Annotated in this window: 23 protein-coding genes; 15 read left to right on the top strand and 8 right to left on the bottom strand. The window is 63.8% G+C overall.

What is annotated here, in order from left to right; genetic code table 11:
- Positions 1-3: 3 nt before the first annotated feature.
- Positions 4-774 carry a fumarylacetoacetate hydrolase family protein gene (locus tag ACZRN6_RS05785; protein WP_464007422.1) on the bottom strand — a complete coding sequence of 257 codons (771 nt, stop codon included), beginning with the start codon at positions 772-774 and terminating at the stop codon, positions 4-6.
- Complete coding sequence (locus ACZRN6_RS05780) at positions 771-1436, bottom strand: fumarylacetoacetate hydrolase family protein (RefSeq protein WP_464007421.1); 666 nt, start codon at positions 1434-1436, stop codon at positions 771-773. The genes ACZRN6_RS05785 and ACZRN6_RS05780 overlap by 4 nt, the downstream gene beginning before the upstream one ends.
- A 143-nt stretch (positions 1437-1579) precedes the next feature.
- On the opposite strand from ACZRN6_RS05780, the gene hpaA reads away from it, so the two are divergent.
- Positions 1580-2482 carry a 4-hydroxyphenylacetate catabolism regulatory protein HpaA gene (gene hpaA, locus ACZRN6_RS05775; protein WP_177047956.1) on the top strand — a complete coding sequence of 301 codons (903 nt, stop codon included), beginning with the start codon at positions 1580-1582 and terminating at the stop codon, positions 2480-2482.
- A gap of 11 nt (positions 2483-2493) precedes the next feature.
- On the opposite strand, the gene ACZRN6_RS05770 is transcribed toward hpaA, so the two are convergent.
- Positions 2494-3750, bottom strand: coding sequence for an OprD family porin (locus tag ACZRN6_RS05770; protein WP_464007420.1), 1257 nt, complete (start codon positions 3748-3750; stop codon positions 2494-2496).
- Between the two features lie 212 nt (positions 3751-3962).
- Between ACZRN6_RS05770 and hpaR the strand changes: the two genes are divergently transcribed.
- From hpaR to gspD, 13 genes are all read left to right on the top strand, one after another.
- Entirely contained in the window at positions 3963-4385 is a 423-nt protein-coding gene (gene hpaR / locus ACZRN6_RS05765) for a homoprotocatechuate degradation operon regulator HpaR (RefSeq protein WP_322144486.1), read from the top strand.
- An 87-nt stretch (positions 4386-4472) separates the two neighbouring features.
- On the top strand, positions 4473-6863 hold the full coding sequence (locus ACZRN6_RS05760) for a TonB-dependent siderophore receptor (protein ID WP_464007419.1): 2391 nt from the start codon (positions 4473-4475) through the stop codon (positions 6861-6863).
- Positions 6864-7190: 327 nt separating this feature from the next.
- On the top strand, positions 7191-8927 hold the full coding sequence (gspE, locus tag ACZRN6_RS05755) for a type II secretion system ATPase GspE (protein ID WP_464007418.1): 1737 nt from the start codon (positions 7191-7193) through the stop codon (positions 8925-8927).
- Positions 8924-10126: a type II secretion system inner membrane protein GspF gene (gene gspF, locus ACZRN6_RS05750; RefSeq protein WP_464007417.1), complete on the top strand. Its 1203-nt coding sequence runs from the start codon at positions 8924-8926 to the stop codon at positions 10124-10126. Before gspE ends, gspF begins: the two co-directional genes overlap by 4 nt.
- 20 nt (positions 10127-10146) lie before the next feature.
- A complete protein-coding gene (gene gspG, locus ACZRN6_RS05745; protein WP_464007416.1) occupies positions 10147-10572 on the top strand; it encodes a type II secretion system major pseudopilin GspG in 426 nt (141 codons plus the stop codon).
- Positions 10572-11003, top strand: coding sequence for a GspH/FimT family pseudopilin (locus ACZRN6_RS05740; RefSeq protein ID WP_464007415.1), 432 nt, complete (start codon positions 10572-10574; stop codon positions 11001-11003). Before gspG ends, ACZRN6_RS05740 begins: the two co-directional genes overlap by 1 nt.
- Positions 11000-11371 carry a type II secretion system protein gene (locus ACZRN6_RS05735; RefSeq protein WP_322144492.1) on the top strand — a complete coding sequence of 124 codons (372 nt, stop codon included), beginning with the start codon at positions 11000-11002 and terminating at the stop codon, positions 11369-11371. The genes ACZRN6_RS05740 and ACZRN6_RS05735 overlap by 4 nt, the downstream gene beginning before the upstream one ends.
- The gene (locus ACZRN6_RS05730; RefSeq protein ID WP_464007414.1) at positions 11368-11988 is read left to right on the top strand and encodes a prepilin-type N-terminal cleavage/methylation domain-containing protein; all 621 of its coding nucleotides are present in this window, start codon (positions 11368-11370) and stop codon (positions 11986-11988) included. The genes ACZRN6_RS05735 and ACZRN6_RS05730 overlap by 4 nt, the downstream gene beginning before the upstream one ends.
- A complete protein-coding gene (locus ACZRN6_RS05725) occupies positions 11985-12707 on the top strand; it encodes a type II secretion system minor pseudopilin GspK (protein ID WP_464007413.1) in 723 nt (240 codons plus the stop codon). The genes ACZRN6_RS05730 and ACZRN6_RS05725 overlap by 4 nt, the downstream gene beginning before the upstream one ends.
- A complete protein-coding gene (locus tag ACZRN6_RS05720; protein WP_464007412.1) occupies positions 12704-13741 on the top strand; it encodes a type II secretion system protein GspL in 1038 nt (345 codons plus the stop codon). The genes ACZRN6_RS05725 and ACZRN6_RS05720 overlap by 4 nt, the downstream gene beginning before the upstream one ends.
- Positions 13716-14327: a type II secretion system protein GspM gene (gspM, locus tag ACZRN6_RS05715; RefSeq protein WP_464007411.1), complete on the top strand. Its 612-nt coding sequence runs from the start codon at positions 13716-13718 to the stop codon at positions 14325-14327. The genes ACZRN6_RS05720 and gspM overlap by 26 nt, the downstream gene beginning before the upstream one ends.
- A complete protein-coding gene (locus ACZRN6_RS05710; protein ID WP_464007410.1) occupies positions 14324-14848 on the top strand; it encodes a hypothetical protein in 525 nt (174 codons plus the stop codon). The genes gspM and ACZRN6_RS05710 overlap by 4 nt, the downstream gene beginning before the upstream one ends.
- Positions 14845-17022: a type II secretion system secretin GspD gene (gene gspD, locus ACZRN6_RS05705; RefSeq protein ID WP_464007409.1), complete on the top strand. Its 2178-nt coding sequence runs from the start codon at positions 14845-14847 to the stop codon at positions 17020-17022. Before ACZRN6_RS05710 ends, gspD begins: the two co-directional genes overlap by 4 nt.
- Before the next feature lie 8 nt (positions 17023-17030).
- Here the strand turns inward: gspD and ACZRN6_RS05700 are convergent, their stop codons facing one another.
- The 4 genes from ACZRN6_RS05700 to ACZRN6_RS05685 all read right to left on the bottom strand — a co-directional run bounded on the left by ACZRN6_RS05700 (position 17031) and on the right by ACZRN6_RS05685 (position 21028).
- Positions 17031-17693, bottom strand: coding sequence for an RraA family protein (locus ACZRN6_RS05700; RefSeq protein ID WP_464007408.1), 663 nt, complete (start codon positions 17691-17693; stop codon positions 17031-17033).
- A 29-nt stretch (positions 17694-17722) separates the two neighbouring features.
- A complete protein-coding gene (locus tag ACZRN6_RS05695) occupies positions 17723-19048 on the bottom strand; it encodes an MFS transporter (protein ID WP_464007407.1) in 1326 nt (441 codons plus the stop codon).
- 97 nt (positions 19049-19145) lie between these two features.
- The gene (locus ACZRN6_RS05690) at positions 19146-20375 is read right to left on the bottom strand and encodes a pyridoxal phosphate-dependent aminotransferase (RefSeq protein WP_464007406.1); all 1230 of its coding nucleotides are present in this window, start codon (positions 20373-20375) and stop codon (positions 19146-19148) included.
- On the bottom strand, positions 20372-21028 hold the full coding sequence (locus ACZRN6_RS05685; protein ID WP_464007405.1) for an RraA family protein: 657 nt from the start codon (positions 21026-21028) through the stop codon (positions 20372-20374). Before ACZRN6_RS05685 ends, ACZRN6_RS05690 begins: the two co-directional genes overlap by 4 nt.
- Positions 21029-21131: 103 nt before the next feature.
- On the opposite strand from ACZRN6_RS05685, the gene ACZRN6_RS05680 reads away from it, so the two are divergent.
- The gene (locus ACZRN6_RS05680) at positions 21132-22016 is read left to right on the top strand and encodes a LysR family transcriptional regulator (protein WP_464007404.1); all 885 of its coding nucleotides are present in this window, start codon (positions 21132-21134) and stop codon (positions 22014-22016) included.
- Here the strand turns inward: ACZRN6_RS05680 and ACZRN6_RS05675 are convergent.
- Entirely contained in the window at positions 22013-22915 is a 903-nt protein-coding gene (locus ACZRN6_RS05675) for a LysR family transcriptional regulator (RefSeq protein ID WP_464007403.1), read from the bottom strand. The genes ACZRN6_RS05680 and ACZRN6_RS05675 overlap by 4 nt on opposite strands.
- Positions 22916-23028: the final 113 nt, after the last annotated feature.

Here is a 23028-nt window from a genome sequence, read left to right as displayed (position 1 = left end):
TGCTCAAGCCTCTTTACGGGCGGCGAAAAAGTCCGCCTCGCTGACAATTCGATTCACCAGGCGACCGACGCCTTCCACTTCAACGATCACCTCATCCCCCGGCACCACATCGGCCAGGCCTTCGGGCGTGCCGGTGGCGATCATGTCGCCGGGTTGCAGGGTCATGAAGCTGGACAGGTATTCGATCAAATACGGGATGTCGAAAATCATGTCCGAGGTCGAGCCTTCCTGGCGCAGTTCACCGTTGATCCAGGTGCGCAGCTTCAGGTTGCCGGGGTCTGGTACGTCAGCGACATCCACGATCCACGGGCCTACAGGCGTGGTGGCATCGCGGTTTTTCACCCGCAGGTTGGGGCGGTAGTAGTTTTCCAGGTAGTCGCGGATGGCGTAGTCGTTGCACACGGTGTAGCCGGCCAGATACTCCAGGGCGTTCTCGCGCTTGACGTTGCGCGCCGGTTTGCCGATGACCGCCACCAGCTCGCACTCGTAGTGCATGTAGGCGACATTGTCCGGGCGCCAGGTCACCTGGTTGTGGCCGGTGTAGGTGCCGGGGGACTTGATGAACGCCAGCGGCTCGGTGGGCGGCTTGAAGGCCAGTTCGGCGGCGTGGTCGGCGTAGTTCAGGCCCAGGGCGAATATGCTGCCGGTGGCCGGTGGCAGCCATTCCACCTGGTCTTCGGCGAGCAGGCGGCCGTCGGCCAGGCGCACGGCGTTTTCAGCTTCGACCTGTACCGAATGGACTTCACCTTCAAAGCGAATACGGGCGTGTTTCATGACAGCTCCTCTGCCTTGATGTGGTTGACCAGGCGGCCCAGGCCGCTGATCTCGACTTCAACCGTGTCACCGGGTTGCACGTCCACCCGGCCTTCGGGCGTGCCGGTGATCAGCACGTCGCCCTCGTGCAGGGTCATGAACTCGCTGATCTCGGCGATCAACTGCGGGAGGCTGCGCACAAAGTTGGCGGTAGAGTTTTGCTGGCGCAGTTCGCCATTGACGAACAGCTTCACGCTCAATTGGTGCGGGTTGGCGACCTGGTCACGGGCCACCAGTTCCGGGCCCAATGCGCAGAAACCATCCCGGCACTTGGCTTTCACCGCCGGGCGGTAGTAGCTGTCTTCCGGCAGGCTGAACTCGTTGACGATGGTGTAGCCGGCCACGTGCTCCAGGGCGTTTTCGACGCTGACCCGGCTGGCGCGCTTGCCAATCACTACCCCGAGTGCCGGGCCGGGTTGCAGGCGTTCACCCTGGGGGTGCAGCACTACGCCATCGTGGCCGTTGCGGGTGTTGGGCGTCTTGATGAACAGCACCGGTTTGACCGGTGGCTTCTGGTAAGGCGCTTGTTCGAATTCGACGAGACGTTGGTTCAGCAACCCCTGGTAGTTCAGCGCAACGCCGAACAGGGTGCCGTTCGCAACATCATGCAGGGCACGGCTCATGCTTTTCTCCTGGCAGTGGCGGGGCAGATTCGGGCCTGCTCCGTGGAATATTCGTTAACCTGTTAACGTTATAATTAAGATGTTAACTATCGTCAAGCGTGGCAATATTTCAGGGCACTCAAAACAACAAAGAGAATGCAGTGATGAGCGATCGTCAGCCGATCCCCAACATCAACATCGGGCAGGTCTACGACCAGCGTTACAGCGATGCCGAGGTGCACTACGACAGGCTCGGCAACCTGGCGGGTTTTTTTGGCCGCAATATGCCGGTGCATCGCCATGACCGGTTTTTCCAGGTGCATTACGTCAAGACGGGCGCGGTGCGCGTCTATCTGGACGACCAGCAGTACCTTGAGTCCGGGCCGATGTTTTTCCTCACGCCGCCGACGGTGGCGCATTCGTTCGTCACCGAAGCCGATGCCGACGGCCATGTGCTGACCGTGCGCCAACAGTTGGTGTGGGCCTTGATCGACGCCGACCCAAGCCTGGCCCCGGGCGCGCAATTGCCGGCAGCCTGTGTGGCGCTGGCGCGGCTGGCGCCGGAGTTTCATCCCGAGGTGCGCCGCCTGGAGTTCCTCTTCGACGAGCTGTGCAGCGAGATCAACGCTCAGGCCAGCGGACGCGGCTCGGCCTTGGACAGCCTGACGCGCCTGATCATGATCAGCCTGCTCAGGCTTTGCGCCAATTCCCTGGAGGCCCGCCCGGCCCGCCACGAAGACCTGCGGATTTTCCACCGCTTCAACGAACTGATCGAAGACCACTACCTGCAACACTGGCCGCTGTCGCGCTACGCCGACGGTGTGGGCGTTACCGAAGCGCGGCTGAACGAGGTGTGCCGACGCATTGCCGACCTGCCGTCCAAGCGCCTGATCCTCGAACGGCTGATGCAGGAAGCCCGGCGCCTGCTGCTGTTTACCGGCAGTTCGGCGAATGAAATCTGCTACCAGCTGGGGTTCAAGGACCCGGCGTATTTCAGCCGGTTCTTCCAGCGCTACGCGCAGATGACGCCGGGGGAATACCGCCAGCGTCAATCGGGATTGCGTTGAGGCGCGCGGCGTTACCACAGGGCCACGGTGTAGCCGATAATCACCCGGCTTTCGTCAATGTCGCTGGTCAGGCCGTTGCTTGAGCGCAGGGTGGCGTTGCGCAGCCGCACGTTGACGTTTTTCAGCGGGCCGCTCTGCACGGTGTAGACCAGGTCGGTGTCGCGTTCCCATTCCCGGCCGTCGCGCACCGTGGCGGTTTGCGCGTGGCTGCCATCGACGTAGCGGGTCATGAAGGTCAGGCCGGGCAGGCCGAGGGCGGCGAAGTTGTAGTCGTAGCGCGCTTGCCATGCGTCGGTGTTGGCCTTGGTGAAGATATTGATGGTCACCAGGTTGACCGAGTACGGGTCCTGGCCCGGGAACGCAAAGTCGCCGTCACCGGAAAGGTTCTGATAGCCCAGGCCGAATTTGTGTGCGCCCACCGACAAGCTGAACATGCCGTTGAAAAAGCGGTTGTCGATTCGCCCGCCGTCGACCCGGGCAGGGCTGCGCAGCAAGGCGCTGCCTTGTTCGCGGGTGTCGAAGTAGCGCAGGTCGGTGCGCAGGTTTACGCCCTCGGCCAGCGGCAGGTCATGCACCAGGCCGATAAAGTTCTGGCGGTAGATGTCCTGCATTTGCGCATAGTAATACGTCGCGGCCAAGTGCGGATTGATCGCGTAGGTGCCACCGGCCAGGTCCAGGTGGGTGCTGGTGACGCCGCCGTAGCTCATGGACTCGTTGTTGGAGGAGTCCCGCAGGTTCTGTTTTTCCAGGCGCCCGAGGTTCAACGTCAGGCCGTCGATATCCTGGGAGGTCAGCAGTTCACCGTTGTAGGTCGACGGCAGCAGGCGGGTGTCGTTGTAGGCGGCCACCGGCAATATCGGTTGCAGGGTGCCGAGCTTGAGCACGGTTTTCGACAGGCGCACCTTGGCGGTCAGGCCGAGTTCGCTGTAGCTGTCGGCCGGCTCCCCGCTGGCACCAGACGGCAGCAGCCCGGTGCCCCGGCGGTCACGGCTGGAGTCCAGCTTCAGCCCCATTTCACCCAGGGCATCCACGCCAAAACCCACCACGCCTTCGGTGTAGCCCGACTCCAGGCGCAGCACAAAACCTTGCGCCCATTCGTCAGCCTTGTTCTGCGGCGCGTTGGCCTGGCGAAAGTCGCGGTTCATGTAGAAATTGCGCAGGTCCAGGCTGGCTTTGCTGTCCTGGACAAAGTCGGCGTGGGCGACCAGAGGGGTAAACGCGGCGCACAGGCCAGCGCTTGCCGCCGTGCGAAAGAGGCACGAATGCATGAGGGGCGTTCCTTTTGTTGTTTTTGTTGGTATGCGCCCTCTGCTAGGTCAGGGGCGGCATATTGTTAACATGTTATCTTTAGGCTGGATAGCGGGATTCACAGGTTTTTGCGAATTCATTTCGAAATTAACGACTTGCTGCGAGCGCTGGGTTGCGTGCACGGGGTACCGACTCTAAGCTTCGACGCTTCGACCTCTGATACGCGTGAACCATGCCCACCCCAAGACCGTCCCTTACGCTCACCTTGCTCCAGGCCCGCGAAGCGACCATGGCGTTCTTCCGGCCGTTGCTCAATGAACATGACCTGACCGAACAGCAGTGGCGGGTGATCCGCATCCTGCGCCAGCAAGGCGAGCTGGAAAGCCATCAGCTGGCACACCTGGCGTGCATCCTCAAGCCGAGCATGACCGGCGTACTGGGCCGGCTGGAGCGTGACGGCATTGTGCGCCGGCGCAAATCGGCCGAAGACCAGCGCCGTATGTTCGTCGCCCTGACCGAACAGGGGCAACAGTGTTTTGTCGACATGAGCGCCGGGATGGAAAGCAATTACCTGAAGATCCAGGAGCAGTTCGGCGAGGAATCCCTGGAACAATTACTGGGTCTGCTCAACAAGCTGAAAAGCATCAAGCCGTAATTTCAAACAATATTGGCTCAAGCCTGTCCCCTTTTGTCACGTGGCTGGTCATTCCAGGTAAGTGAACAAAATCGAGAGCCTCTGCCAATGCCCGCAATACGCCCGTTGCTGAATTTCAGCCTCATCCTGAGCCTGAGTGCCAGCCCGTTGTTTGTCCCCATCAGTTATGCCGACGACGGCGCGTCCCGGCGCAGCTACCAGGTGCCGGCCGGCAGCCTGAGTGCCGCGTTGACCCGTTTCGCCGGCCTGGCCGGGGTCAACCTGTCGGTCGACCCGGCATTGGTCAGCGGCCGCAACAGCAGCGGGTTGTCGGGCGAATACGGCGTCGAAGAAGGGTTTGCCCGCTTGCTGCAAGGTTCTGGCCTGCAACTGCAACCGATGGGCGAGCAGGCGTACATGCTGACCCCGGCTCCAGAGGGCGGCAGCCTGCAATTGGCGCCGACCTCGATTCTGGGCACCACCAGCGATGCCGGCAGCGAGTCCTTCGCCGGCGGCCAGGTGGCGCGCCGTGGCTCCCAGGGTTTGCTCGGCTCGCGGGACTTTATGGAAACCCCGTTCAGCATGACCACCTACACCAGCGAGGCGGTCAAGAACCAGCAGGCGCGTACCCTCGGCGACCTGATCGCCAGTGACCCGTCGGTGCGCGCCACCAACCCGGCGGGCGGGCGCTATGAGCAGTTCACCATTCGCGGCTTCAGCCTGTTCAACAGTGACGTCGCCTACAACGGCCTCTACGGCGTATTGCCGACCTACACCATCGACATGGAAATGGCCGAGCGCGTCGACATCATCAAAGGCCCCAGCCAGTTGATCAACGGCATCTCGCCACGGGGCAGCGTGGGCGGCGGGATCAACGTGGTGCCCAAGCGCGCCACCGACGCCCCCATCACCTCGTTTACCGGCAGTTGGGCCTCCGACAGCCAGGCGGGCGGGGCGGTGGATATAGGCCGGCGTTTTGGTGAAGACAACCAGTTCGGCCTGCGTTTCAACGGCGTGAAACAGTCTGGCGACACCGCCTGGGATCACCAGAGTGTCGACCGCGAGATGGCCGTGCTGGGCCTGGATTTTCGCGGTGAGCGCCTGCGACTCTCCACCGACGTCGGCCACACCGAGCGCGACACCGACGCCCCGCAAGAGCGCGTGCAAGTCGGCCCCAAGGCCAACGTGCCGAGTGCCAACGACGTGCGCCACAACTACGCGCAGCCCTGGAGCAAGGCGAGTACCAACGACACCTTTGGCACGTTCAACGGTGAATTCGACCTCAGCGACAACGTGATGCTCTACGGCGGCGTGGGCGCGCGCAAAAGTAACCACGACTTCCTGCGCCATGCCGTGTCGGTGACCAACAATGCCGGTGATTTCAGTGTGCAGCCCCGCGACTTTACCCGCGACGAAAACGTGCGTACCGCCACGGCCGGCGTGCGCAACTGGTTCCATACCGGCCCGGTGAGCCATGAGGTCAACCTGGCGGCCAGTTACTTCTACATGGACTTTGAAAACGGCGGCGCGCGGTATGCATCGGGGTCGAGCAATCTCTACAACCCGGTGCAAACCCCCGCGCCCGGCAGGCCGACGCGATTCGACTCGAAGGTGTACACCGAGAGCCGCTTCAGCGGCGTGGCGTTGTCCGACACCCTGGGTTTCTTCGATGACCGGCTGCTGCTGACCCTCGGCGCGCGCTGGCAGCGGGTCAAGGTCGACGACTGGACCGATGACGTCAAAGGCAAGACCGCCTACGACGAAGAAAAGATCTCACCCTCGGGCGGCATCCTGTTCAAGGCCACCGACAAGTTGTCGCTGTACGCCAACTACATGGAAGGCCTGAGCCAGGGCAAGGTTGCGCCGTCGACTTCGGTCAACGACGACGAAATCTTCCCGCCGTTTATCAGTCGCCAGGTCGAAGTTGGCGCCAAGTACGACGCCGGTGCGTTTGCGGTGACCGCCGCGGTGTTCCGCATCAAGCAACCGGCCTACGAGACCAATGCCACCACGCTGGTCTTCGGCCCCAACGGCAAGCGCCAGAATGACGGCGTGGAACTCAGCGTGTTTGGCGAGCCGCTCAAGGGCTTCCGCCTGCTGGGCGGGGTGATGTACATCGACAGCGAGTTGACCAACACCACCCACGGCACCTTCGACGGCAACCGCGCGCCGGCCACGCCCAAGTACAACGTCAACCTGGGCGCCGAGTGGGATGTGCCGACCGTTGAAGGCCTGACCCTGACCAGCCGCGGGATCTATTCCAGTTCGCAGTATCTGGACCAGTCCAACGTCAAGGAAATCGACGCCTGGACCCGCCTCGATGTGGGCGCACGCTATGCCTTCAAGGTCGACGACAAGCACATCACCCTGCGGGCCAACGTTGAGAACGTGGCCAACCGACGCTACTGGAGTTCGGCCGGCGCCTCGGATGACAGCGAGCCGGGCTTGACCTTGTCGACGCCGCGTACGTACCTGCTGTCGGCCACGGTCGACTTCTAATCGCGACCACGCCACAGGGAAGTGGCACTCTCCCGTAGTTAAAGATTAAACACCTGAAGTTCAACGAATAGTGCAGTTGCGAAGGGCTGGCTATATGCAATCGTGAACTAAGTGACAATATGTTAGTCGATGTGTTTAACAAGATTTTATGAATTATGGCGAACTAATGGCCTTGGTCACTAGTTGTAAAAGGCCATGATTTGCCACGGCTGTCCTGCACATCGCTTGAGTGCAGGGTCTTGATCTTGTTCAAGGCGCCGCTGGGACTCGTTGTTGTTTCTGCACCCTTGAAACAGCCTCCTCAACGGGTTCTTCAGATTGGTGCAGATGTTCCAGACCCTACCGCCAACGCCGATTGATGCATGCCGAATGCAAGTTCCGGATGCCGAACACGTGTGCGCGTGGCTGATGCGAAAGGCCGGTTTGAAAACCGTCGACCTGGAGCGCGCCCGGCGCTTATCCCAGGACACCGACGACAGCGAATTGCTCGGCCTGCTGACGCGCCTGGGGCTGGTCTCTGAAGTGGAACTGGCGCGGGCCTGGGCCGATTTGCTTGGCGCACCGCTGTTATTGGCCGACGCCGCACCCCCGGTGCTCGACCCGCTGCCGGTGCTGACCGAACGCTTCATGCGCCATTACCAACTGGTGCCCGTGGGCTGGAGCCACGGCGGCATGCGCGTGCTGGCTGCCAACCCGGCGTTGCTGTACCCGTTCCAGGCCCTGGCGTATGCCTGCGGCGTGCCGGTGTGGCTGGCGGTAGGGCCACGCAACGAAGTCGAAACGCTGATCGAGCGCTACTACGGGCAGGGCCGTTCGGCGATGGGCACCCTGATCGAAAACCTCGACGAGCAGGGCGGCGCCCTGGAAGACATCGAGCATCTCAAGGACATGGCCTCCGAAGCCCCGGTGATTCGCCTGGTCAACCTGATCCTGCAACGGGCCGTGGAGCATCGCGCTTCGGACATCCATATCGAGCCGTTCGAAAACCAGCTCAAGGTGCGCTACCGCATCGACGGTGTGTTGCAGGACGCCGAAGCGCCGCCGTCGAGTTCCTCGGCGGCGGTGATTTCCCGGGTCAAGATCATGGCGCGCCTCGACATTGCCGAGCGCCGTTTGCCCCAGGACGGGCGAATAATGTTGCGCATCCAGGGCAAGGAACTGGACCTGCGGGTATCCACGGTGCCCACCAGTTTTGGCGAGTCGGTGGTGATGCGCCTGCTGGACCGCCAGACCGTGCAGTTCGATTTCCCGAGCCTGGGTTTCGACGGCCAGCGCCTGCAAACCTTTCTTGAAGTACTCGAGCGGCCCCACGGCATCCTCCTGGTCACCGGGCCTACCGGCTCGGGCAAAACCACCACGCTCTACACCGCGCTGTCGCGGCTCAATACCGCCGAGCGCAAGATCATCACCGTCGAAGACCCGGTGGAATACCAGTTGGAAGGCATCAATCAGATCCAGGTCAAACCCGCCATCGGGCTGGACTTTGCCGGGGCGCTGCGCTCGATCGTGCGCCAGGACCCGGACGTGATCATGATCGGTGAAATCCGCGACCTCGAAACCTGCCGCATCGCCATCCAGTCATCCCTGACCGGCCACCTGGTGCTCTCGACCCTGCACACCAACAGCGCCGCGGCGAGTATCACGCGTCTGCTGGACATGGGCGTGGAGAGCTACCTGATCGCCTCGACCGTCAATGCCATCCTCGCGCAGCGCCTGGTGCGCCGCCTCGACCCGGCGACCCGCGAGGCGTTCGAAGCGCCCCCGGAATTGATCGAGGAGCATGGCCTGGACCGCTTCACCGAGCAGCGCCCGATCCTGCTGTACCGGCCCCGCGCCAATGCCCCCGGCGGCGGTTATCACGGGCGCAGTGCACTCACCGAATTGCTGGTGATGAATGACGAACTGCGCAGCTTGTTGATGCGGCATGCCGACGCCGCGACCCTCGAACACGCCGCCCGCCGCGGTGGCCTGCGCACCCTGCATGAAGAGGGCCTGCGCCAGGCGGTGGCGGGTGTCACGTCCCTTGAAGAAGTGTTGCGCGTCACCCGTGGAGAGGGCGCGTGAGCCTGTTCAAATACCGGGCCCTGGACAGCCAGGGCGTTGCGCAAAACGGCACCCTCGAAGCCCGGGACCAGGCCGCCGCCGTCGCCACGCTGCAAAAACGCGGGCTGCTGCTGTTGCAGATAGACGCCGCCGGTGCCCAAGGGCTGCGCAGTGCGTTCGGGCGCGGCCAGTTGAACGGCGCGGCGCTGGTGAGTTTTACCCAGCAACTGGCCACGCTACTGGGCGCGGGCCAGCCGCTGGAACGTTCGCTGGGCATCCTGCTCAAGCAACCCGGCCAGCCGCAAACCCGTGCATTGATCGAGCGCATCCGCGAGCACGTCAAGGCGGGCAAGCCATTGTCGGCGGCGCTGGCGGAGCAGGGCAGCCAGTTCTCGCCGCTGTACCTGAGCATGGTTCGCGCCGGCGAGGCGGGCGGCGCGCTGGAGAACACCTTGCGCCAACTCGGCGACTACCTGGAGCGCAGCCAGTTATTAAAAGGCGAGGTGATCAACGCGCTGATCTATCCCGCATTCCTGGTGGTGGGCGTGCTCGGTTCGCTGGCCCTGTTGCTGGCTTACGTGGTGCCGCAGTTCGTGCCGATCTTCAACGACTTGGGCGTGCCGATCCCGCTGATCACCGAAGTGATTCTGGGGCTCGGCCAGTTCCTCGGTGCCTATGGCCTGGCGGTATTGGCGGGCTTTATCGTGACGAGTTGGGGCCTGGCTGTGCGCCTGCGTAACCCGCGGCACCGCGAGCAGTACGACCGGCGTTTACTCGGCATTCGCCTTATTGGCCCGCTGTTGCAACGGGTCGAAGCCGCACGCCTGGCGCGCACCCTCGGTACGCTGTTGAGTAACGGCGTGGCGTTGCTGCAAGCACTCGTGATCGCGCGCCAGGTCTGCACCAACCGCGCCTTGCAAGCCCAAGTCGCGCAAGCCGCCGAGTCGGTGAAGGGCGGCGGCACCCTGGCCAGTGCGTTTGGCGCCCAGCCACTGCTGCCAGACCTGGCGCTGCAAATGATTGAAGTCGGCGAACAGGCCGGTGAACTGGACAGCATGCTGCTCAAGGTTGCCGACGTGTTCGACGTCGAAGCCAAACGTGGCATCGACCGCCTGCTGGCCGCGCTGGTGCCGTCGCTGACCGTGCTCATGGCCGTCCTGGTGGCGGTGATCATGCTGGCAATCATGCTGCCGCTGATGAGCCTGACCAGCAATATATGAAGACCCAAGGAAGCAAGCCCATGCGCCATACCCGTTTCAAGCCCGCCCGCCGTCAGGCTGGTTTCACCTTGCTGGAAATGCTCGCGGTGATCGTGCTGCTGGGCATCGTCGCCACCATCGTGGTGCGCCAGGTTGGCGGTAACGTCGACAAGGGCAAATACGGCGCGGGCAAAGCGCAACTGGCCAGCCTGAGCATGAAAATCGAGAGCTATGGCCTGGACGTCGGCGCGCCGCCCAAGACCCTCCGGCAATTGGTCGAGAAGCCCGGCAACACCACCGGCTGGGCCGGGCCGTACGCCAAACCTTCAGATCTCAAGGACCCGTTCGGGCACGCCTTCGGCTATCGCTTCCCCGGTGAGCACGGCGCCTTCGACCTGATCTTCTACGGTCAGGACGGCCAGCCCGGCGGCGAAGGCTACAGCGCCGACCTGGGCAACTGGGAATAATGCCGGCCCTCCAACGCGGTTTTACCCTGCTGGAAATGCTGGCGGTGATCATCTTGATCAGCCTCGCGGCCGGGTTGGTGGGATTTGGCCTGCAACAAGGCCTGCGGGTTGCCAAGGAGCGTCAGGCGGTCGGGCAGATGGTCGATGCGCTGCGCAGCACACGGGCGCAGGCGATTATCAGCGGTACGCCGGCCAGGACGGTATTTGACCTGGAGCAACTAAGTTTCCAGGCGCCGGGGCGGCCTGTCAGGCATTGGCCGGCCGACCTGCAAGTGACGGTGCACACCGCCGAACACGCAGGCGCGGCCGTGGAGTTTTACCCCGACGGCAGTTCCACCGGAGGCAATCTGTTGTTGGCCAATGGCTCGCGGCGCTGGCGCATCGATATTGGCTGGCTCACCGGCAGCGTGCAGTCGAAGGTATTGCCATGAATCGCCAGTCGGGTTTCACCTTGCTGGAAATGCTCGCGGCGCTGACGCTCATGGCGATTTGCAGCAGCGTACTGCTGGTCGCATTCGGCCAGAGCGCGCGCTCGTTATTACAGGTCGCCCACAGCGACCGTCTGACCCATGCCGCCTTGAGCGTGATGGATCAGGAAACCTCCGGCCCACTGGCCAGCGGCACTCGCCAGGGTAGCCTGGGCGATGGTATCGATTGGCAATTGAGCATCGCCCAGCAGCCGACACGTATCGGTCAGCCACGCTTGTTTCGCCTCGACCTGACCGTCAGCGAGGCGCGGCGCCAGGCGCGTTTCAGCACCTTGAAGCTGCGCGCTGCCACCGACAGGGCGGGTCTGTGAATCGGCGTCAGCAGGGTTTTACCTTGCTGGAAATCATGATCGTGCTCAGTTTGCTGGGGCTGTTGTTGACTCTGGTGGGCGGTGCGTTGCTGGGCGCCAACCGTGCGGTGCTCAAGGCCCAGCGCTACACGGCCAGCCTGAATGAAATGCGCGCCGCGCAACAGTTCCTGCGCACGTCCATCAGCGAGGCGCTGCCTCTGGACGTGACTGAGGACGACAGCCAAACCAACGGCTTTTTCGTCGGCTCCGCCCAGCGCCTGCAATTCGTCGCGACCTTGCCGGGCGTGCTCGGCGGCGGCATTCAGCGTTTCACTTTGCAGTTGACCGAGCGCGAGTTGCAGGTAGCGTTCGCCCGGTTTGAGTCCAGCGCCCAGGTGAGCGTGCCGGCTACCCGCGGCGAGCCGCAGGTGCTGCTGAAGAATGTCGAGGATTTGCAGTTCAGGTATCGCGGCGTGTCGCCCAAGGGCCAGGCCACCGGCTGGGTCAGCGACTGGCCGTGGACCAAGCGCCTGCCGTACGCGGTACGCATTGCGGCACGGGTCGACGGGCCGGTGCCGTGGGTGACCCAAGTGGTGGCCCTGCGACTGAATCTCTCCAGCGGCGCATCGGACCAATGAAGCGCCAGCGCGGCGTAGCGCTGCTGCTGGTGCTGTGGGTGCTGGCGTTGCTCAGTCTGCTGCTGGGCGGTCTGGCCGGGTGGGTGCAGTTGGAAAGCCGTCAGGCCCTTTGGCATCGCCAGCACACCCAGGCGTTGCTGGCGGCAGAGGCGGGCGTGGCGCTGGCCATACGGGCCCTGGCCGACCCGCTGCAACGCAAGCAATGGATCGCCGACGGCCGTGAAATGCCCTTGGTGTTTGACGATGCACAGTTACGCGTGAGCCTGCACAGCGAGCGCGGCAAGCTGTATTTAAACAGCGCTGAGGCGACCGACTTCGCCCGCCTGGCCCTGGCCTGCGGTGCGACCCAGGCCCAGGCCAGCCGGCTCGCCAAGGATTTGGAGGCACGGCGCAACGAAGGCCTGGCGCCGTTCCGGGTGGTGGAGGAAGTGCGGCAACTCCCCGGCATGACTCAGGCGCTGTACCGCCGGCTGGCCCCGGAAATCAGCCTGTGGAGTGGCCTGGACCGACCCGATCCCGCTTTCGCCAGCCCCTTGATGCGTCGCGCCTTGAACCTGCCCCGGCAAAGCGCGGTGGGCGCTGACCCGGGTGACGTGCTGGTGATCGACAGCCGCGCACAACGCCCCGGCGGTTACCACGCCCGGTTACGAACCACGGTGTTATTGAGCCCATCGGAGGAAAGCGCACAGCCTTATCGGGTGCTGCGTTGGCAAGAATGAATCGATACCTTTCGGCGCCCATGGCGCACCTTCAACGGCTGGCAGAGCCGCTCACCCGGCGCTGGCGCGGCAGCTTGCTGCACGTGGGCTGGCAGCTGTGGCTCAAGGAGCTGCGTAGCTGCCTGCCGGCATGGCTGTCGATCCACGACATCCCCGAGTACCGCTACCACTGGCCGTTGACCGAGCCGGTGGCACACCCTGGCGGTGAAGTGCGCCAGGTGCTGGTGCTTGCGCAGGGGGCGGTGCTGTTGCAAACCCTGCAACTGCCCCTGGCGGCTGCGCGCAACCTGTCGACGGTGGTGGGCTATGAGCTGGACCGCTTTACCCCGTTCGAGGCTGAACAGCTGTACTTCGTGGCCCGTCAGGAACAGCGCACGGCCACGCAGGTGCAGGTGACGCTGGTGGCGATTTTGCGTGAGCGCCTGGATCAGATACTCGTGGAATGTGCCGCCCTCGGCTTGCAGCCTCACGCGGTGGATGTGAACGCAATGGGCATCGATTTGCTGCCGGCTCCGTTGCGTCCACGCCAGCGCCCGGCCGGCAAGGGCTTGCAACGCAGCTTGCCGTGGCTGTGCGGCGCGTTGTTGATTGCGGCGATGTTGTTGTGGCTCAACGACCGCCAGCGGGTGCTCGACGTTATGCATGAGCAGGTCCAGCAGCAAAAAGCCCAGGTCGCCGAGGTCCAGCGCCTGCGCCAGCAACTGCTCAACACCCGGGGTGCCGCGCAATACCTGATCCGCCGCAAGTCGGCGCAACCGCCGCTGGCTGCGCTGCTGAACGAGCTGACCGCGTGCCTGCCCGCCGACACCTGGATCGACCAGTTGGACGTCAACAACGGCGCCGAGGTTTCCTTCTCCGGGCAGAGCGCCAAGGCGAGTGCACTGATCACCCGGATCAAGGCCTGCCACAGCCTGGAAAACGCCCAGTTCGAAGGGGTGATCCAACCCGACGCGCAAACCGGCAAGGATCAGTTTTCCCTGCGCGCCCACTTGCACCAGGAGGCCGCCGATGCGCCGACCACTGACACCCCGTGAACGGCGCGGCGCGGCCTTGCTAATCCTGGCGCTGGTGCTCGGCAGCGCCTACTGGCTGCTGATCGACAGCTGGTTTGCCGGGCCATTGCGCGCCATGGGCGAGCAAGCCGAACAGCTGCGCGAACAACAGCAACGCTATGCCGGCCTGCTGCAGCAGGGTGCGTCCCTGCGCGAGCAACTGGAGCAAGCCCGCCAGGACCCGGCCAGCAGCACCAGCCTGCTGCCCGGTGATGACCCCAGCGTGGTGGCAGCGGACCTGATGCAGCGCATCGCCGACCTGATCAGCAGCCGTGCCAGCCGCGGCGGCGGCTGCAGCCTGACCCAGCGCATGCCCATCACCCCGGAGCAGGATGACACCGAGCCCTATCGCCAGGTGAAAGTCAGCCTGACCCTCAACTGCGCCATCGAACCCCTGAGCGCGATCCTGCATGAACTGGAGTACCAGCGGCCGTTCCTGTTCGTGGACGAAATCAGCATCCGCCGCGGGCCGAATGCCCCCGCCAGCGGCGGCGCCGGAAAGCTGGTGGTGCACCTGCTGGTGCGCGGCTATCTGCAACCGGCTGCCGCCACGCAGGCCCGCCGATGATCAATTCATTACGGCCCCTGGAATGGGGACTGCTCGGTGTGGCCGGGCTGCTGGGCCTGCTGATGGCGGGCATCTTGAGCAGCATCGGTGATGCGCCGCAGTGGCTGGATGAGCCTGCCTCCACGGCGCGCGCCAATGCCTCGGCCAAGGTCCGCGTCGCCCCGAGTGCGAGCCTGGAAAGCCTCGCCGGCACCTGGCAGGCGCCGCTGTTCAGCCCCGACCGCAGCCCCGATGCCGCCATTGGCCAGGCCGAGGTGTCCAGCCTGTCGAGCCTGAAACTGACCGGCGTACTGCTCGACGGCGACCTGCGCGTCGCCCTGCTCAAACGTCCCGACGGCCCGCCCCTCAACATCCACCAAGGCCAGACCCTGCCCAACGGCTGGCGCCTGGAACACCTGACACCGTTGCACGCCCGTTTTGTGCTGGATGGCCGCACCCAAACCCTGAGCCTTAGCGTTCCGCGTTTGCCGCCGGCATCCACCACGCCGCCGATTTCCCTTCCTCACGAGCCCGCCCCTTGATCGATACTTGCCCTGGCGCCTTGCGCACCACCGTGTTTTGCCTGGCCACGGCCGCCTCACTGGGCGGCTGTGGGTCATTCCCCGATCACCTCGACCCGGACGATGCCTTGCTCCACGAGGCGATGCAGGGCACCGGTTCGCAACGCCCGCCCGTGGACGCAGCCAGCGACCCGCCTGCCCAGCCCCAAGCACCCACGCCGCCCCAGCGCCAGTTGATTCGCGGCAACCAGCAGTTTGTGCGTGCGCCCGCACCGGCGCCTGCGGTCAAGGATGAAGCCACTGGCGACATCGTGTTCAACTTCGCCGACCAGCCGATCGAGGCGGTGATCAACAGCGTCATGGGCGACCTGTTGCACGAGAACTACAGCATCGCCGAGGGCGTGAAAGGCAACGTGAGCTTTTCCACCTCCAGACCGGTGAGCAAGCAGCAGGCGTTGTCGATCCTCGAAACCCTGCTGTCCTGGACCGATAACGCGATGATTCGCCAGGGCCAGCGCTACGTGATCCTGCCGGCCAACCAGGCGGTGACGGGCAAGCTGGTGCCGCAAATGAGCGTGTCGCCACCCTCCAGCGGGCTCTCGGCGCGGCTGTTTGCGCTGCGCTTTATCTCGGCCACGCAAATGCAGAAACTGCTCAAGCCGTTTGCCCGGGAAAACGCGTTCCTGCTGGTGGACCCGGCGCGCAATGTGTTGAGCCTGGCCGGTACGCCGGATGAGTTGGCCAACTACCAGGACACCATCGACACCTTCGATGTTGATTGGCTCAAAGGCATGTCGGTGGGGGTGTTCGGCTTGCAGCGGGCCTCGGTGGCCGAGTTGATGCCCGAGCTGCAAAAGATGTTTGGCCCCGACAGCGGCATGCCCCTGGCGGACATGGTGCGGTTCCTGCCGATCGAGCGCACCAACTCGGTGGTGGCGATCTCGTCCCAGCCGCAGTACCTCAGTGAAGTTGGCGACTGGATTCACACCATCGACGAAGGCGGCGGCAACGAACCGCAGATGTACGTGTACGACGTGCGCAACATGAAAGCCACGGACCTCGCCAAGTACCTGCGCCAGATCTACGGCACCGACGCGATCAAGGACGATACGCCGGCCAAGGTGGCGCCGGGTTTGCGCACCGCGACCTTGTCCTCACTCAACACCAGCGGCAATAGCGCGGGCCTGAGCAGCAGCCCTCCCGCAGGCGATGATGAAGAGCAGCCCGCGGCCGCCAGCGAAGAGAATGAACGCGTGGAACCGGGCGCTGGCGACAAAAGCCTCGACGCTGGCACCCGAATCACCGCGCAAAAAAGCAGTAACCAACTGTTGGTGCGCACGCGCCCGGTGCAGTGGAAGGAGATCGAATCGGCGATCAAACGCCTCGACAACCCACCACTGCAAGTGCAGATCGAGACGCGCATCCTTGAAGTCAAACTCACCGGCGAACTCGACCTCGGCGTGCAATGGTACCTGGGACGCCTGGCAGGCAACTCCACCAGTACCACCGTGGCCAATACCCCCGGCAGTCAGGGCGCGCTGGGCGGTGGCGGCGCGGGGTTGGGCGCAGATTCGCTGTTCTATTCCTTCGTCAGCTCCAACCTGCAAGTGGCCTTGCATGCCCTGGAGACCAATGGCCGAACCCAGGTGCTGTCGGCGCCGTCGCTGGTGGTGATGAACAACCAGCCGGCGCAGATCCAGGTGGGCGACAACATCCCCATCAGCCAGACCACGGTCAACACCGGCAACGCCGACAGCACCTTGAGCAGCGTGGAATACGTGCAGACCGGGGTGATCCTTGACGTGGTGCCGCGCATCAACCCGGGTGGCCTGGTGTACATGGACATCCAGCAGCAGGTCAGTGACGCCGAGACCCCGACCACCAACAGCAGCGACACGCCCAACAACCCGCGTATCTCCACGCGCTCGGTGTCCACCCAAGTGGCGGTGCAAAGCGGCCAGACCGTGTTGCTCGGCGGGCTGATCAAGCAGGACAACGCCGAGAGCGTCAGCGCCGTGCCGTACCTGGGGAAAATCCCGGGGCTGCGCTGGTTGTTTGGCAGCACCAGCAAGTCCAGGGATCGCACCGAGTTGATTGTGCTGATCACGCCCAGGGTGATTACCAGCAGCAGCCAGTCGCGGCAGGTGACGGATGATTATCGCCAGCAGATGCAGCTGTTGCGCCCGGCGAACTGAACGGCGCGTCAGCCCTTGCGTTGCAAGGTGTGATAGCCCAGCGCTGCCCGGGCTTCACGCAACGATTTGCCTTCATCAAGCAACGCCCGGATACGCGCCTCCACCGCTTCAATCGAACGCGCGCACGCCGCCACTTCATGGGCGCGCTCGCGGGGCACGATCACCACGCCGTTGGCATCGGCGACCACGATGTCGCGGGCACACACACGGGCCTGGCCGATGGACACCGGCTGGTTCACCGCTTCCACTTCAACCCGGTCCTTGCCGGTACGCATGAACCGGCCCTTGGTGAACAACGGGTAGCCATCGCCCAGCGCCTTGCTCACGTCGCGGCACACGCCATCGATCACGGTCGCGGCGATCCGCTGGCTGCCGGCGTATTGGGTCATGATGTCGCCCCACACGGTGCAGTCGGTACGCCCGTCGTTGTCGATCACCACCACATCGCCTTCGGCCACGTCATCGACAAAGTCGCCGACGGTGCCCGGCGGGTTGCTGGCGCTGACGTAGCGCACGGTGAAGGCGGGGCCGACGACCACCTGGCGATAGTTGTCCAGGGGCATGATGCCCAGGCATTGGCCGGGCAGGCCGAGTTTGTCCAGGGCGTCGGACACGCCCGGGGTGTCCAGGCCGGCAAACAGGGCAACCAATTCTTGGTCTTGGGGTGACATGGGTAACTCCTTGTGTTGGGGGAAATCAGTCAGGGTTGTGGCCGCGGCTCGGCAATGGTCAGCAAAATGATGAAGCTGATGAACGAGCCGATTGCCAGCCAGGCGAACACGTAGTTCCAGCCATAGTTGTCCAGCAGCAGGCCGGTGATGAAGGGCGTTGCGGCGGCGCCCAACTGGCCGATCATGTTCACGATGGCGTTGGAGATCGGAAAGGTTTTCTTGGTGGTCAGGCCCATCGGGTAGGCCATGTAGGAGGAGAACCCGAGGCTCAACACCATACCGGTCAACATCAGTAGCAGGCCGTAGGGCAGGGGCTCGGCGGGTGAATTGATCAGCAGGTACATCATCAGTGAGGTGCCGACCGCCGACAGCAGCATGCCCGGTTTGCGGCGCCCGCCCATCAGGCGGTCCGAGCAGAAACCGCCCAGCAGGTTGCCCAGCACCGCGCCCACCCAGGGTGCTGCCGAGACCAGGCCCATGTTCATGATCGAGAACTGCTTGACGGTCATCAGGTAAGTCGGGATCCACGCCAGCAGCACGCTGGAGACACCGAGCTGGAAGCAATAGCTGGTGGCACAACCCCAGATGTTCCAGGACTTGAACACCTGGCGGTTGGTTTCCAGCGGCGTTTCATCGCGGGTGCGGATAACCCGGTCGAGCTTCTCCACCCAGGCCGGGGTCTTGTGTACGCGGGCGGTTTGAGTGACCGCAGTGTCTTCGACGATGTACTGCAATTCGGCTTTGTTGACGAAGCGGCTGCGGGAAGGATGGTCGGTGACCAGCAAGTACCAGATCAGCGCCAGCACGATGCCCGGGATGGCGAAGAAGTAGAAGATCTCGCGCCAGCCCCACACCGAAATGATCACCGCGCACAGCGGCGGCACGATCACAGGGCCGAACTTCACCGCCGAGAGAAAGATCCCCGACGCCGTGCCTTTTTCCCGTGCCGGAAACCAGTTGTTGATGGTGGTGGTCATGCTGATAGGCAGTGGGCCTTCGGCGACGCCCAGCCCCAGGCGATACAGTTTCAGCGCCAGCAGTGAGCTGGCGGTGCCCACCAACCCGGTCAACAGGGAGGTCAGCACCATGGCCCCTGGCAGGATCCGGCTGACGCCAAAGCGCCCGAAGGCAAAGCCCGCCGGCAGTTGTGCCAAGACGTACGCCAGCAGGAACAGGCTGACCAGGCCGCCGGCCTGGGCGTTGCTCATTTCAAATTCCTGGCGAATAAACGGCAGCGCCACGCCGAGGTTGGCGCGGTCGGCCGCGGCCACGGTGTAGATCAGGAAAATCAGCGCCGCAACCACCCAGCGGTATTGGCTGCGCACAGCGGGTTGTATGACTTCAGGCATAGACATGGGGGCGGACCTTGTTGTTGTGAGTGTTGTCCAGATCGGCCCTAATCTTAAGAAGCGCCGCACGCCACCATTAGCGATATTTATCTATGTGAATTCATCACTTTTCTTCTTCAGTCTGCAGGTGGGTGCAGAAGTGGTGAATGGCCTCGCACGCTTGGCGCAATGACGCATCATCCAACGCATAAGCAATACGAATGTACGGCGCCAGGCCAAAGGCGCTGCCCTGCACCACGGCCACACTGGCCTCGTCGAGCAGCGCCAGGGCCACGTCTTCATCGCTGCGCAGCAGCCGGCCGCCCGCCGAGGTACGCCCGATCAACGCCGCGCAGGAGGCGAAGGCATAAAACGCACCGGCGGGGCTCACGCACTCAAGGCCCGGTGTGTCGTTCAGCAACTCGACCATCAAGTCCCGGCGCGCCTGGAACACCCCGCGGCTGTCGCGGATGAAATCCTTGGGGCCTTCCAGTGCGGCGAGTGCCGCCTGTTGCGAGATCGAGCAGGCGCCGGAGGTTTGTTGGCCTTGCAGCTTTTCCATGGCCTCCAGCAGCCAGCGCGGCCCGGTGGCGAAACCGATGCGCCAACCGGTCATGGCGTAGGCCTTGGATACACCGTTCATGGTCAAGGTGCGCGGCGCCAGCCGGGGTTCAACCTGGGCCAGGGTATGGAACGCCTGATCGTCGAAGATCAGGTGTTCGTAAATATCGTCGGCGAGGACCAACACCTGCGGGTGGGCCAGCAACACGTCGGTGAGTGCCCGCAACTCGTCCTCGCTGTACACCGCGCCGGTGGGGTTGGACGGTGAGTTGAGGATCAGCCAGCGGGTCTGCGCGGTGATGGCGGCGGCCAGTGCCTCGGGTGTCAGCTTGAAGCCACTGTCGGCATCACAGGTGACGATGCGTGCTTCGCCGCCGCACAGATGCACCATCTCCGGGTAGCTGACCCAGTACGGCGCCGGCACGATCACCTCGTCACCTTCATCGAGGGTGGCCGCCAGGGCGTTGTAGATCACTTGCTTGCCGCCGTTGCACACCAGAGTGTCCTGCCAGGACACGTCCAGGCCATTTTCACGCCGGAACTTAGCCGCCACCGCTTCGCGCAAGGCGCGGGCACCCGCGACTTGGGTGTAGCGTGTATGCCCGGTTTCAATGGCCTGGATCGCGGCTTCGCGGATATGCCGCGGGGTATCGAAATCCGGCTCACCGGCGCACAGCGAGATGATGTGCGCGCCTTGCGCCCGGCGTTCGGCGACGCGGTCCATGATGCGATAGGTGGCGGACGGTTGCGCGCTGGCCAGGCGCGGGTTGAGCCGTTGGGTATCGGTGCTCATCGGGTGATCGCCTCAAACTGCGCGTCGTGCATCACCTCAACCACTGAACGCCCGCTGCGCACCGCCTGCACCATGCCGTCCTGGCGGCGGGCGATGCGCTCGCCAAGGTCCAGTACCTTTTCGATCATCGCCTGGGGCACGAACACCGTGCCGCAGGTATCGGCGATCACATAGTCATCCTCGCTGACGCTTACGCCAGCGACGCTTAAGGTCACGCCGGCACCGACCTGCACCACGCGGTTGCGCGCGCTGATCATGGTCACGCCGCGCCCGTACACCGGATAGCCGATGGCCTCGCTGCCGTCGATATCGCGGCTGAAACCATCAATCACCGTGCCACGTATGTGTTTGCGCGATGCCGCGTTGGCGATGATGTCTCCCCAGCAGGAAATGCCCTCGGTGCCGCCGGCAATCACCAGCACCCGGTCATCCGTTTCAACCTGTTCGATCACCGGTGTGATCAGGTGCACCGACGGGGCGGTGTCGGACTTGGGGCCGAGCAGCACGGTACTGGTGCGGCCGACGATTTTCGGGCAGTTCCACAACGGGCGCAGGCCCACAGTGGCGCCGGGCAGGCCGAGGAAGTCGAGGGCGTCGGACACGGTGTTGGTGTCCAGTGCGGCCAGGCGGTCAAGCAAGTGATCAGCGGTCATGGGCGAGCCTCGGGTGACGGAGACGGCCAGTGTCAGCGAGTCGCTTTGATAGGTATATTACGAAGTACAGAAGCCTTGCATACGCTTAACCTATGGAAAAACCATGATCAATTTTCGTCTGATTCGTCACCTCTGGTTGTTCCTCGCGGTGGCTGAGGAGCAGAATTTCGGCCGCGCCGCCAAGCGCCTCGGCATGTCCCAGCCGCCCCTGAGCGAGCAGATCCAGGTGCTGGAACAGGCGCTCAAGGTCAAGCTGTTCGACCGCTCCCGGCGCGGGGCAAAACTCACGCCGGTGGGCGCGGCAATCCTGCCGGCGGTGCGCAAGTTCGCCGAGCAACTGGAGCGCCTGGAGCTTGCGGTGGAGGAGGCAGTGGCGGGGCAGTCGGGGATGCTGACCATTGGCGCGATCTCCACGGCGATGTTCGATGTGTTGCCCGGCCTGATCGAGCAACTGAAGCTCGAGTACCCGCAGCTCACGGTATCGGTGCGCGAAATCGATAGTGTCGAGGCACTGCCGGCGCTGGAGGCCGGGGATATCGACCTCGCATTCGCGCGCCTGGACGGCGACCTGGGGGCTTCGGTGCAGTCACTTCCATTGACCGAGGATCGGCTGGTGGTAGCCTTGCCCGCGGATCATCCGTTGGCGAGCCGCACGCGCATCAGCCTGTCGAGCCTGGCCAACGAGCCGCTGGTGATGTTTTCGCGCAACGTCAGCCCGGTGTATTTCGACAACCTGATCGCCACTTGCCGCGCCAGCGGTTTTTCCCCACGTGTGCTGCATGAAGTGCGCTCGGTGGCCTCGCAGATTGCGTTTGTCAGCTACGGGCAGGGGATTGCGCTGGTGCCGGCGTCGCTGAAAAAACTGGCCCCGGCCAATGTGGTGTTTCGTGGGTTGAGCCAGAAACTTAACGTGGTGACCACGGCCATCGCCTGGAATACCCAGCGCGCCAACCCGGTGGTGGAGGCGGTGATTGCGCGGTTTCGCTAAGGGTTGCCCCGGCTCAGGTACTCGAACAGTTTCGCCGCTTCCGGCGCCAATTGCGCCTGGTTGCTGACCCCGACAAACAAGGTACGTTGCGCCCAGTCATCGTCCAGTTCGACTGCGATCAGCCGGCTGCCCAGCAGTTCGGCGCGCACCGATAACAGCGGCAGGATCCCGATGCCCAACCCGGCTTCGATCATCCGGCAGATCCCGTCGAAACTGCTGACCTGAATCCGTACCTTCAGCACCTTGCCGGCGCTTGCGGCGGCGTCGGTGATCCGGCGCAGCAGCGAGCTGCCCTGGTTCAGTGCCACGTAGTCAAAACCCAGGGTGTCGCAGAAAGAAACCCTACGTGCCGTAGCCAGCGCATGGCCCACCGGCACCAGCAACACCAGCCGGTCCTCGCGATACGGCAACGTGTACAGCCCCTGCGCCGGTACGTTGTCGGCAAAGATCCCGATATCGGCGCGGCCACTTTCCACCGCCTGGATGATCGGCTCGCTGAGGGCTTCTTCCAGGCCGATACGCACATGGGGGTTGTCCTGCAGGAACGCCGCCAGGTCGTCCGGCAGGAACTGCACCACCGCCGAGGTATTGGCGAACAGGCGCACGTGCCCGCGCACCCCAACCGCGTAGTCACTGGCGTCGCAGGCCATGCGGTTGACGCCTGCCAGGATGATTTTCGCGTGTTCGACCATGCCCTGGCCCGCCGCCGTCAACTCCAGCCCCCGTGGCAGGCGCACGAACAGCGGGCACTCGGTGGTGCGCTCCAGTTCGGCCAGGCGCTTGCTGGCGGTCGAGACCGTCATGTTGGCCTTTTCGGCGGCGCGGGTCAGGTTGGCGGTTTCGGCGGCAAAGATCAGCAAGCGCAGGGACAGCAGGTCGAAATGCAGGGGATTGATCATCAGGTGTGTCCGAGGGTTTCCAATTTGGAAAGGATAGTGGCGAAATTCGAAATTTTCATCCGTCCGGTTTATGTCGATTATCCATGGCGCACGCATTCAACAAGAACGGGAAA

The sequence above is a fragment of the Pseudomonas sp. A125 genome (genome assembly GCF_055409485.1).
The sequence above is the reverse complement of the archived record's forward strand: the minus strand, read 5'-3'. Positions and strand labels throughout refer to the sequence as shown.